General features: G+C 73.8%; 10 protein-coding genes. 6 read left to right on the top strand and 4 right to left on the bottom strand.

Going from position 1 to position 11,007, the window contains the following annotated elements:
- Positions 1-196: 196 nt before the first annotated feature.
- From ACLF5H_RS07130 to ACLF5H_RS07120, 3 genes are all read left to right on the top strand, one after another.
- Positions 197-2,020 carry a phospholipase C gene (locus ACLF5H_RS07130; protein ID WP_421675205.1) on the top strand — a complete coding sequence of 608 codons (1,824 nt, stop codon included), beginning with the start codon at positions 197-199 and terminating at the stop codon, positions 2,018-2,020.
- A gap of 76 nt (positions 2,021-2,096) precedes the next feature.
- Positions 2,097-3,098, top strand: coding sequence for a phosphotransferase (locus tag ACLF5H_RS07125; protein WP_421675204.1), 1,002 nt, complete (start codon positions 2,097-2,099; stop codon positions 3,096-3,098).
- A gap of 275 nt (positions 3,099-3,373) precedes the next feature.
- Positions 3,374-3,958 carry a hypothetical protein gene (locus ACLF5H_RS07120; protein WP_421675203.1) on the top strand — a complete coding sequence of 195 codons (585 nt, stop codon included), beginning with the start codon at positions 3,374-3,376 and terminating at the stop codon, positions 3,956-3,958.
- 47 nt (positions 3,959-4,005) lie between these two features.
- On the opposite strand, the gene ACLF5H_RS07115 is transcribed toward ACLF5H_RS07120, so the two are convergent.
- Both ACLF5H_RS07115 and ACLF5H_RS07110 read right to left on the bottom strand, forming a co-directional pair.
- Positions 4,006-4,173, bottom strand: a complete 168-nt coding sequence (locus ACLF5H_RS07115; protein ID WP_421675202.1) for a hypothetical protein — start codon at positions 4,171-4,173, stop codon at positions 4,006-4,008.
- Between the two features lie 111 nt (positions 4,174-4,284).
- Entirely contained in the window at positions 4,285-4,899 is a 615-nt protein-coding gene (locus ACLF5H_RS07110; protein WP_421675201.1) for a TetR/AcrR family transcriptional regulator, read from the bottom strand.
- 224 nt (positions 4,900-5,123) lie between these two features.
- Here ACLF5H_RS07110 and ACLF5H_RS07105 point away from each other — a divergent pair, with 224 nt between their 5' ends.
- Positions 5,124-6,602 carry an APC family permease gene (locus ACLF5H_RS07105; protein WP_421675200.1) on the top strand — a complete coding sequence of 493 codons (1,479 nt, stop codon included), beginning with the start codon at positions 5,124-5,126 and terminating at the stop codon, positions 6,600-6,602.
- Between the two features lie 26 nt (positions 6,603-6,628).
- On the top strand, positions 6,629-8,203 hold the full coding sequence (locus ACLF5H_RS07100; protein ID WP_421675199.1) for an amidohydrolase: 1,575 nt from the start codon (positions 6,629-6,631) through the stop codon (positions 8,201-8,203).
- A gap of 78 nt (positions 8,204-8,281) precedes the next feature.
- Here ACLF5H_RS07100 and ACLF5H_RS07095 read toward each other — a convergent pair whose 3' ends face one another.
- Positions 8,282-9,160, bottom strand: coding sequence for a universal stress protein (locus tag ACLF5H_RS07095; RefSeq protein WP_421675198.1), 879 nt, complete (start codon positions 9,158-9,160; stop codon positions 8,282-8,284).
- A 388-nt stretch (positions 9,161-9,548) separates the two neighbouring features.
- Between ACLF5H_RS07095 and ACLF5H_RS07090 the strand changes: the two genes are divergently transcribed.
- Entirely contained in the window at positions 9,549-10,184 is a 636-nt protein-coding gene (locus tag ACLF5H_RS07090; RefSeq protein ID WP_421675197.1) for a CBS domain-containing protein, read from the top strand.
- A 112-nt stretch (positions 10,185-10,296) separates the two neighbouring features.
- On the opposite strand, the gene ACLF5H_RS07085 is transcribed toward ACLF5H_RS07090, so the two are convergent.
- Positions 10,297-10,989: a helix-turn-helix domain-containing protein gene (locus ACLF5H_RS07085; protein ID WP_421675196.1), complete on the bottom strand. Its 693-nt coding sequence runs from the start codon at positions 10,987-10,989 to the stop codon at positions 10,297-10,299.
- Between the last annotated feature and the right edge of the window lie 18 nt (positions 10,990-11,007).

Genomic DNA, 11,007 nt, shown 5'->3' with positions numbered 1-11,007 from the left:
TGACCGGGCAGTTCACCCGAACCTGTCCGGACAACCCGGCGGCCCGCTCGGTCAACACACCGTCAAGTTTTCCCACAGGTTCCCTGACTCGGTGTTCATCCAGGCGACATCATGGCTCCGCCACCGCGCCCCGCAAGGAGCGCAGCATGCCTGCTCGTACACCGCACAGACGTTCTGTCCAAAGGGGTAGACCACCATGGCCAGCAGAGGAAGACGAGCCGCGATGCGCAGCGTGGGCGCGCTCGTGGGAGTCGCGGCGCTCACCGCGCTCGGCAGCAACGCGCCCGGGTGGGCGGCGACGTCCGCCCACGGTCACGGGGCCTCGTCGACCGCGACGCCGATCAAGCATGTCGTCGTGCTCTTCGACGAGAACATCTCCTTCGACCACTACTTCGCCACGTACCCGAAGGCCGCCAACACGGACGGCACGAAGTTCACGGCGTCGAAGAAGACCCCGAAGGACATCGACACCCTCGCCAACGCCGGGCTGCTGAAGCACAACCCGAACCAGTACGCGCCCAAGCGGCTGTCGCCGTCGCAGGCCCTGACCTGCGACCAGAACCACTCCTACGGTCCGGAGCAGTACGCCTACAACGGCGGCAAGGCCGACCAGTTCGTGCAGAACACCGAGGTCGACAAGTGCAGCGGCGGCCTGTTCGGCGAGCCGGGCCTGGCGATGGACTACTACGACGGCAACACCGTCACCGCGCTGTGGAACTACGCCCAGCACTACACGCTGAGCGACCGCTCCTACAGCTCCAACTACGGGCCGTCCACCCCCGGTGCGCTCAACCTGGCCTCCGGCAACACGCACGGCGTGGTCTCCATCGACCCGGCCACCGGCAAGCGGACCGCCAAGCCGGACTCGTACACGGTCCAGTCGCCGGACGCAGACGGTGTCGGCACGGTCGTCAACGACCCCGACCCGGCCTGGGACGACTGCTCCGACAAGGACCACACCAGCAGCAACGCGCTGGCGTCGATGCAGGGCAAGAACGTGGGTGACCTGCTCAACGCCAAGAAGGTCACCTGGGGTTGGTTCCAGGGCGGCTTCCGTCCGTCGACCGGCTGGGACGGCACGTCCGGCTCGTACGCGAAGTGCGACACCACGCACAACAACGTGGGCGGCGCGGCCGCGGTGGACTACAGCCCGCACCACAACCCGTTCTCGTACTACAAGTCGACGGCCAACCCGCACCACCTGCCGCCGAAGTCCGTCTCCGAGATCGGCCACAACGGTCAGGCCAACCACAACTACGACCTGACCGATTTCTCGGCCACGCTCAAGGCGGGCCACCTCCCGGCCGTCAGCTTCCTCAAGGCCGGCGAGTACCAGGACGGCCACGCCGCGTACTCGGACCCGATCGACGAGCAGCACTTCCTGGTCGACGAGATCAACGCGATCCAGAGCTCGCCGCAGTGGAAGTCCACCGCGATCGTGGTCGCCTACGACGACTCCGACGGCTGGTACGACCACGCGTTCGTCGCCCCGCGCAACGGCTCGACCGACAGCTCGGTCGGCTCCAACGGCAAGGCCACCGACAGCCCGGCCTGCCAGAAGGGCCCGAAGGCGGCCGGCGGCTACGCGGATCGCTGCGGTCCCGGCACCCGTCAGCCGCTGCTGGTCATCTCGCCCTACAGCAAGGTGAACAAGGTCGACCACACGCTGACCGACCAGGCGTCCATCACCCGCTTCATCGAGGACAACTGGCGCACCGGCCGCGTCGGTGACGCCTCCTTCGACGCCAAGGCGGGCTCGCTCGGCGGGATGTTCGACTTCCGGCACCCGAACGACAAGCGGGTGCTGCTGAACACCGACGGCTCGGTGAAGTCCGTCGGCCCGATCAGGCACGTCGCCCCGGTGCACACCAGCATCACCCCGGGCCCGGCCTTCCAGAACGCGGCCGACACCTCGGACGCGTCCTTCCCGACCCTCCCGGTCGGCCTCGGTATCGGCGCCCTGCTGGCCGCCGGTCTGACGGGCACGTACTTCACGATGCGCCGCCGTCAGCAGGCCTGACGACAGCGGGTTCCCTGGGTGTCCGCGCCGGAAAAACCGGTGGTCGGGGCCGTGGCCCTGCTGCTGGGATGGCGTGATGCACAGTGAGATCTTGATGACGGTGGACCGGGGCGCCTTCCCGGACGCGGTGACGCCGTGGGAGCAGGAGTCCTGGCGGGCCGCGGCCCTCGACTGGGTCCGGGAGCAGCTGGCCGAGCACGGTCTGCGCGCGGACGGTGAGCTCCGGGTGCGGCTGCGGCCGTGGTCGGTGCTGGCCCGGGTGCCCGTGGCGGGCGGGGACCCGGTCTGGTTCAAGGCGAACCCGCGGTCCGCCGCCTTCGAGGGCCCGCTGACCGCCGCGCTGGCCCGCTGGGTGCCCGGACATGTGCTGGAGCCGCTGGCCGTGGACGCGGCACGCGCCTGGTCGCTGCTCCCGGACGGCGGCGATCTGTTCCGGCAGGTGCTGGCGCGGGAGCCGGTCGGGCCGGAGGTCTGGGAGGACCTGCTGCGCCAGTACGCGGGCGTGCAGCGCACCCTGACCCCGTACGCCGGGGAGCTGGAGCGGCTGGGCGTCCCGCGGGCCCGCACCCTCGATCTGCCCGAGGTGTTCGACCGGCTGCTCGCCGCCGACACCGCGCTCGACCCCGAGGCACGCGCCCGGGTGGCGGCCGTACGGCCCCGGCTCGTGGACTGGTGCGCCGAACTCGCCGCCGTCGGCATCGAGGACACCCTCGACCACGCGGATCTGCACGACGGGCAGCTGTTCCGTCCGGCGCCGGGCCGGTTCACGTTCTTCGACTGGGGGGACGCGACCGTGTCCCACCCGTTCTGCAGCCTCCGGGTCACCGGCGAGCAGGTGCGCGAACGGTACGGCGCGGGGGCGCTGCCCCGGCTGCGCGACGCCTATCTGGAGCCCTGGACCGGCACCGGGCTCCCGGCCGCCGAACTGCGCCGGGCGGTGAGCCTCGCCTGGCGACTCAGCGCCCTGGGCCGCGCCACTTCCTGGAGCCGGATGTTCCCCGACCCGAAACGCCCCGCGCCCGGCGTCGCACAGAGCGCGGAGTGGCTGCTGGACCTGCTGAACGAACCGCCGTTCTGAACGCGTTGGCGGCCGGCCGCCCGAAGTCGCCGGGGCGGCGCGCCCGACGGACACTGACGGCATGAGCCCTCCCCGCGCGCCCGCCGCTCCGCCGCCCAGCCGCCGTGCCGTCCTGGGCACGCTCGCCGGTGCCGCGCTGGGCGGTGTGGGGGGGGGGGGGGGGGGGGGGGGGGGGGGGGGGGGGGGGGGGGGGGGGGGGGGGGGGGGGGGGGGGGGGGGGAGGGGGGGGGGGGGGGGGGGGGGGGGGGGGGGGGGGAGGGGGGGGGGGGGGGGGGGTGGCCCGGTCCGCCAGCGTGCTGGTGGTCTGCCGCCAGTGGACCCGCAGCGGCGGTGAAGTCGCCTCGGGCGGTACGACGGTGGACGTACGGCTCTCCCGGGGAACGCGCGGCTGGACGGTCGACGCCCTCCGTCCGGCGCGCCCCGGGCCGCCCGCCCGCGCCCTGCCCGCCGGCACCCGCGCGGCCCTGTCCGACACCCGGATCGTGCTGCCGCCCGCAGCCGTCGCCGACCTGCGCGGCGGCCAGGTGCACAGCGGCGTGACCCGGGCGATGCGGGCCCTGGCCCGGACCTACCGGATCGAGGTGAGTGTCGTCCGCTCCGGGCATCCGCTGGACGTGTTCGGCACGGACCGGCCGAGCGACCATCCGCGGGGCCGGGCCTTCGACGTGTGGCGGATCGACGGCCACGCGGTGGTGGACCCGGCGACCTCACGGTCCCTGATCGAGCGGTTCATGCGGGACGCGGCCGCGGCGGGGTCGTACAACGTCGGCGGCCCGGTGCTGCCGGCGGGCGGCGGCCCGGGCCAGTTCTTCAGCGACGCCACCCACCACGACCATGTGCACATCGGATTCCGCGCATGACGGTTCGCGCACCGGCCGAGGAGCGGCGCCGAAGACCCGCGCCCCGGTCAGGCCCCGGCGGACCGCAACTGGTTCTGGCGGGCCTTGTTGAACAGGCGCCACAGATGCTTGGCCACGGCGCACGGCGCGGAGTCGGCGCGGCACTGGCGGCAGGCGCGGGTGTGCTGCTCGTACTGGATACGGGCGTCTTCTAATGCGTCACTGACAGCAGACATGGACATCTCCGGGAAAGACATGACATCGAGCGGCGCGCCGACTTGACTGGCCGATACAACCAGTCCCAAAGGTGATCATGTTACTGGCGGTACTGGGAAATTGGGCAGCCTTCAGGAGCCATGGATTCCGGACAGGGTCCGGGCATGCCGCATAAAGGCGGTCAGACCGACCTCGAAGGCGCGGTCGGCCCGGTGGTCGCCCGCCGCGGCGAGGGCCGCGGCCAGACGGGGCGTCGCGGCGCGGTCCGGGAGTTCCCACATCGTCTCGGGGGCGGCGAGGTCGAGGGCCGAGCCCAGCACCAGGTTCTCCAGCGCGGTGATCAGCGCCATGACCCCGGCGGGCTCGAACCCGGCGTCCAGCAGCCGGGTCACCGCCCGCTCGTACTGGTCCAGGACCCGGGGCGCGCGCACCGGCGAGGTCATCAGCAGCGGGATGGCGCGGGGGTGTGCGGCGAAGGCGGCGCGGTAGGAGCGGGCCCAGGTCTCGACGGCCGTGTCCCAGGGTTCGAGGTCGAGGGTGGCGGTCTCGATCGCGGAGGCGACCCGTTCGCGCAGCAGTTCGACGATGCCGTCCCGGCCGTCCACGTGGTGGTAGACCGAGCCGGTCTGCACGCCGAGCCGTCTGGCTATCTGCGGCACGCTGAAGTCGCCGCTCTCGTCGACGAGTTGGAGCGCGGTGGTGGTGATGCGCTCGCGGTCGAGGAGCGGGGTGCGCGGCCGTCCCATGATCGGTGTTCTCCCTGAGGTCTTCCCGGATGCCCGACCGCAGGTTACATTGCGGAAACCGAAACCCTTTAGGTTTACGGCTCCGGGCGCCCGCCATCCCTTCCGTGCGCCCGGACGGCCGTACGCCCGGGAGCGTTCGCGCGGGCCGTCGCCCGGTCCGCCGCGGTCGCGCCCGCCCGCCTCGGGGACCCCCCTCCCCTCCGCCGCCCGAAGGGCTCCCCCGTATGTCCGTCACCACCTCCGAACTGCCCGAGGAGAAGGCGCCGTCCGCCACGGCCACCCTCCGCCCCGGCTCCCTCGGCACGGCCGACATCGTCTTCTTCGTCGTCTCCGCCGCCGCGCCCCTGACCGTCATGGCCGGGGTCGCGCCGCTCGCGATCCTGCTGGGCGGCACCGGCGCCCCGGTCGGCTATCTCCTCGCCGGGCTGACCCTCGCCGTCTTCGCCGTCGGCTTCACCACCATGAGCCGCCATGTCACGGGCGGCGGCGCCTTCTACGCCTTCATCACCCGCGGTCTCGGCCGCCCGGCCGGAATCGGCGCCGCCCTGCTCGCGCTGCTCGGCTACAACGGCATGGAGATCGGCGTCTACGGCCTGCTCGCCTCCGCCTCCCGCGACACCCTGCACACGCTGTTCGGCGCCGACGTGCCCTGGCTGCCCGTCTCGCTGGCCGGGCTGCTGCTCATCGGCTACGGCGGCTTCCGCTCGATCGACTTCGGCGCCAAGCTGCTCGGCGTCCTGCTGGTCGCCGAGACCGGGATACTCGTGCTGCTGGCCGCCGGGGTGCTGCTGAAGGGCGGCGCGCACGGGCTGTCCCTGGCCTCGTTCGCGCCCTCCCATGTGTTCGTGCCCGGCACGGCCGCCGTACTCGCCTTCGCCTTCGCCGCGTTCACCGGTTTCGAGTCGACCGTCATCTACCGCCGCGAGGCCCGCGACCCGGGGCGCACCGTGCCCCGCGCCACCTATCTGGCCGTCGGATTCCTCGGCCTGTTCTACGCGTTCGTGGTGTGGATCGCCGTCCAGGCGTTCGGCGACGACCAGGTGGTGCGCGCCGCCGGGAAGGATCCGGCCGGGCTGTTCTTCACCGCGATCACCACGTACGTGGGCGGCTGGGCCGCGGATCTGATGCACGTCTTCATCGTCACCAGCGTCATCGCCTCCCTGCTCGCCTTCCACAACGCCATCAACCGCTACGCGCTCGCGCTGGCGGAGGAGGGTGTGCTGCCCCGCCGGCTCGGCCGGATCCACCCGCGCCATCGCTCCCCGTACCTCGCCGGTATCGCCCAGACCGTGCTCGGCGCGGTGGTCGTCCTCGCCTTCTGGGCCGCAGGCGCCGACCCCTACCAGCAGTTGCTGCTGTGGGTGAACACCCCGGGGATGATCGGCCTGATGCTGCTCCAGCTGCTCGCCGCGATCGCCGTGCCCTGCTACTTCCGGCGGGTACGGCACGGCGAGGGGAGGCTGCGGACGGTGGTGGCGCCGGTCCTCGCCACGGTGCTGCTCGCGACCGCGATCGTCCTGGTGGTGGGCCACATCGACCTGTTCACCGGCGCCTCGCCCACCGTGAACACCCTGCTGGTGCTCGCGGCGCCGGTCGCCTTCCTGCTCGGGCTGCCGTTCGCGTGGTGGCTGCGGCGCAGCCGACCGGAGGTGTACGCGTCCTTCGCCGCGGAGCCCGCGGCGCCGACCGAGTCCGCCCGATGACCGCCGCTCACCAAGGAGTTCATGGCATGGCCGCCGCCGATCTCGTCCTCACCGGTGCCCGGGTGCGCACCCTCGACCCCGAACGTCCCACCGCCACGGCCCTCGCCGTGCGCGAGGGGGTGATCACGGCGGTCGGGGAGGCGGCCGACGTACCGGACTGGCGCGGCCCCGGCACCGAGGTGGTCGAGCTGGGCGGGGCGCATCTGGTGCCCGGCCTGGTCGACGCCCACAGCCATCCGGTGTGGGGCCTGGAGATGGCGACCGGCGTGGACCTGTCGGGCGTACGCGATCTGGCCGCCCTGCGCGCCGAGTTGGCGGGTGCCGGGCGGATCGGGGGCTGGGTGCTCGGGCACGGCCTGGACCACAACGCCTTCGAGGGCCGCCCGATCCACCATGACCTGCTGGCCGACGTCCTCGGTGACGCCCCCGCCCTGCTGCGCCTGTACGACGGTCACTCCGCCCTCGCCAACGCGACCGCCCTGGCCGCCGCCGGGGTGTCCGGACCGCGCTCCTTCGACCAGCGCGCGGAGGTGGTGTGCGACGCCGCGGGCCGGCCCACCGGGCATCTGGTCGAACACGCCGCGATGGACCTGGTGACGGCCGTCGCGCCCCGCCCCTCGGACGCCGAACGCCGGTCGCGGCTCCTGGAGTTGCTGTCCGCGATGGCCGCCACCGGGCTCACCGGCGCCCATGTGATGGACGGCGGGGACCTGGAGCTGGTGGCGGCGGTGGCGCGGGAGACGGTGCTGCCGGTGCGGCTGCGGTTCGCGCCCTGGTGCATGCCGGGCGCGGACGCGGAGGCGCTGCGCGAGCTGATCGCGCTCCAGGGGCGGGGCGGCCGGCACTGGCTGGTCGGCGGGGTGAAGTTCTTCATGGACGGCACCGTGGAGGGCGGCACGGCATGGCTGGAGCATCCCGACTGCCACGGGCGGGGCACGGACGCATTCTGGCCGGACCCGCACGCCTACGCCGAGGCCGTCCGCACCCTGCACTCGGCCGGGGTGCGCACCGCCACCCACGCCATCGGGGACGCCGCCGTACGGCACGTGCTGGACACCGTGGCGTCACTCGGGCCGAGCGGGCGCGGGGCGCACCGGATCGAGCACATCGAGACGGCCCCGGACGAACTCCTGCCCCGTTTCACCGCGTTGGGGGTGGCGGCCTCCATGCAGCCGCCGCACACCGGGTACACCCGGGACGACGGCAGCGACGAGTGGTCCCGCCGCCTCGGCGGTGAACGGGCCGCCCGTGCCTGGCGGTTGCGGGATCTGCGGGACGCGGGCGCCACCGTCGCGCTCGGCTCGGACTGGCCCATCGCGCACTACGACGCCCGCGCCGTGCTGGCGACCGCCCGCCGGCCCAAGGGCGCCGCCGCGCATCGCGCGGGCCTGACCGCGTCCCAGGCCCTGGAGGGCTGCACCAGCCACGCGGCCGCCGCGGCGGGCGAGTCGGGGATCGCCGGTCGTATCGCGCCGGGGTTCCGCGCCGACCTGACCGCGCTGGGCGTGGACCCCGTGCGCGCGTCCGCCGACGAACTCGCTGACGCGCCGGTGGCGTTGACGGTGACGGGCGGGCGGGTGGCGCACCGGGCCGTCGGCTGACCGGCGTTCGGGGGCAGCCGTACGGCTCGGGCAGGTTCACCTCCTGCCTTCTCCGTTCGACCCGGTTCCCCGCCGTGCTCAGTCGTGCGGGACGACCGCGACCGGGCACTCGGCGTGCTGGACCACCGCGTGGGCGACCCGGCCGAGGCGTTCGCCGAGCCTGCTGCCGCTGATCCGGCGCCCCACCACGACGAGTCCGGCGCCGTCGGTGGCCCGTACGAGCTCGTCCCCCGCCCGGCCCTCGGTGACGGTCGTGGCGACGGACACGTCCGGGTACTTCTCGTGCCAGGGCCGCAGCAGCGCGATGACGGCGTGCTCGGCGGCGGCCGACCCCTCGGGACCGGTGCCGCCGTCCGGCTCGTGGACATGGCACACGCGCAGCTCGGTGCGGCGCCGCCGGGCGGCCTCGAAGGCGAACCCGATCGGCTCGTCGCACGCGCTGTCGACGTCCAGGCCGAGCACGACGGCACGGTAGGGGATGCTCGGGATCTCGTCCGGGGCGAGTCCGGGGGCGGCCGGCAGATGCTCGTCGGCGGCGCCGCGCCCGGCCCGGACCAGCACCACCGGGCAGGGGGCGCGCCCGGCCACCCGCAGCGAGACCGAGCCGACGAGGACCCCGGCGGCCCGGCCGAGCCCGAGCGTGCCCACCACCAGCGTGTCCGTCTCGGCGGCCATGGACAGCAGCGCGGGCACGGGCGAATCGGCGATCAGCCTGCCGGTCACGGCCAGCGTCGGATGCGCCGCGCGCACGCTGTCGACCGCCTCCCGCAGCACCCGCTCCGCCCAGCCGCGTTCCGTGCTGTCCCGTGTCGCCAGCGGCGCCGACCGCACATCGGCGACCCACGCGTGCGCCACGACCAGCTCGGCGCCCCGGCGCACCGCCTCCTGCGCGGCCCAGTGAGCGGCGGCGACACTCTGCGGGGACCCGTCGACCCCCACCGCGATATGACCAGCCATGACGTGTCCCTCCGGATCCGACCCGACGCTCTCCGCCGTCCACCGAGCGCTCTCCCGTACGACAAGCGTGCCTCGTGAAGGGGACTCGCGCCCGTGGGCCGTGCGGGTCGTCCGGGGGCCGGGCGACCCCTGGAGAGACACCCCCGGCGAGGCGGCCGGTCCGCCCACCCCGGCGGAGCCGGAAGGGGTCCGGGTACAGGACCAAAGGTCCCGTTCACGGGGGCGCCCGGCCCTCGGCCCCGGGGCGCCGGAGGCGGCACGCTGGTGGTACCGGCTCGAAACGGACAGCGGGGACGCGCGTGGCCGGGGCGTCGAGCGGGCTCACGAAGGCGGGCGATCGTCCGCCACCCGGCGAAGCGGGCCCGCCCACCCTGAAGGAGGAAGAGCCGTGAACCAGAGCACGATCGGCGAGGTGATGACCGGCGATGTCATCACCGCGTCGGAGACGATGTCGGCCGCGGCCGTGACCCGGCTGCTGGACCGGTACGGGATCAGCGGGCTGCCGGTGATCGACCACGACGACAAGGTGCTCGGCGTCGTCTCGGCCTCCGACCTGGTGCGCGAACGGGCCGCCCGGCGGGCAGGGGCCCCCGGCGAGCCGGTACGGGAGTCACCGGCGCGCGCGCTGATGTCGACGCCCGCTGTCACCGTCCACCCTGAGCAGCGGGTCTCCGACGCCGCGCGGCTGATGGAGCGGCGTGGCGTGGAGCGGCTGCCCGTGGTGGACGAGGAGGACCGGCTGATCGGCATCGTCACCCGTCGTGACCTGCTCCGGGTCTTTCTGCGGGGGGACGACGAGATCCGCCGCCAGGTGTCCGAGGAGATCGTGTCGGGCGAGCTGGGCCTGCCGCCGGAGGCCGTCACCGTGTCCGTGCGGGACGGCATCGTCACCCTCGCGGGCGGCGCGGAACTGCGCGGTGCCATCGCCCGCGCCGGCTTCGCCGCCTGGCGGCTGGACGGGGTCGTCGGAGTGGTCAATCTGGTGCCGTCGGCGACCCCCGAAGAGGTGGCGCGCCCGGGGTGATGCCCGTGCGGCGGAGCGCGGGGCTCGGCGAGATCCGTACGCGTCGAACCCCCGCCGTTCCCATCCCGCTTCGACCCCCGCCGCTCTCATCCCGCTTCGACCCCCGTCGTTCTCATCCCGCTTCGATACGACGGCCCGTGTACGCCGTGGGCTCGATCCGCACCCACAGATCGCGGCCCCCGCCGGCCCACGGGGTGCTGTACGCGCGCTCGGCCAGCCGCTCCGCCTCGCCGGGGTCGCTCACCACGCGGGCGGTGCCCCGCACGAGTACGCTCCAGCCCTCGCTCAAGGCGTCGTCGACCCGGTCCACCTCGAAGGCCACCTCGCGGTCGAGGCCCTGGGTGATCACCGAGCCCTCGCGGGTCCGGAACACGATCGCGTCGTCCACGACGGTGTAGTTCACCGGGAGGACGACGGGCGCGCCCTCGGTGCTGAGGGAGAACCTCCCGACGCCGTGCGTCGACAGCAGCTCCCTGCACTCCTGTTCGTCGAGTTCGCCCATCCGGGGATCGCGGGCGGCCTGCCCCAGCCCGGACGGCAGCCCGGAGTATCCGCCGCCGAGTTCCTGGGGGCTGGTGCGCAGCGCCCCGGCGAGCCGCAGCAGGGTGCCGGAGTCGGGCGCGGCGGTGCTGTGCTGCTCCAGATGGGCGACGTACGCCTCGGCCATGCCGGCGCGTTCGGCCACCTCTTCCCGGCTCAGCCCGAGTTCCGCCCGGCGCCGCTGGAGCCGGCGTCCGAGGTCGCCCCGTGCGCGACCGTCCTCCGGCCCCGGCTCGCCGCGCCCGGGTGTGGGGCGTTCTGCCATGCTCGCTCACTCCTCGCC

The organism is Streptomyces sp. LaBMicrA B280, from assembly GCF_049222185.1.
Taxonomy (GTDB): Bacteria; Actinomycetota; Actinomycetes; order Streptomycetales; family Streptomycetaceae; genus Streptomyces; species Streptomyces murinus.
Note: the sequence above shows the minus strand (reverse complement) of the source record. Positions and strands in the feature narration are given on the sequence as shown.

What these genes read in the sequence shown, in the direction of transcription:
- ACLF5H_RS07130 (WP_421675205.1), top strand. Translation starts at nt 197, where the DNA reads ATGGCCAGCAGAGGAAGACGAGCCGCGATGCGCAGCGTGGGCGCGCTC.
- ACLF5H_RS07125 (WP_421675204.1), top strand. Translation starts at nt 2,097, where the DNA reads ATGCACAGTGAGATCTTGATGACGGTGGACCGGGGCGCCTTCCCGGAC.
- ACLF5H_RS07115 (WP_421675202.1), bottom strand. Translation starts at nt 4,173, where the DNA reads ATGTCTGCTGTCAGTGACGCATTAGAAGACGCCCGTATCCAGTACGAG.
- ACLF5H_RS07110 (WP_421675201.1), bottom strand. Translation starts at nt 4,899, where the DNA reads ATGGGACGGCCGCGCACCCCGCTCCTCGACCGCGAGCGCATCACCACC.
- ACLF5H_RS07105 (WP_421675200.1), top strand. Translation starts at nt 5,124, where the DNA reads ATGTCCGTCACCACCTCCGAACTGCCCGAGGAGAAGGCGCCGTCCGCC.
- ACLF5H_RS07100 (WP_421675199.1), top strand. Translation starts at nt 6,629, where the DNA reads ATGGCCGCCGCCGATCTCGTCCTCACCGGTGCCCGGGTGCGCACCCTC.
- ACLF5H_RS07095 (WP_421675198.1), bottom strand. Translation starts at nt 9,160, where the DNA reads ATGGCTGGTCATATCGCGGTGGGGGTCGACGGGTCCCCGCAGAGTGTC.
- ACLF5H_RS07085 (WP_421675196.1), bottom strand. Translation starts at nt 10,989, where the DNA reads ATGGCAGAACGCCCCACACCCGGGCGCGGCGAGCCGGGGCCGGAGGAC.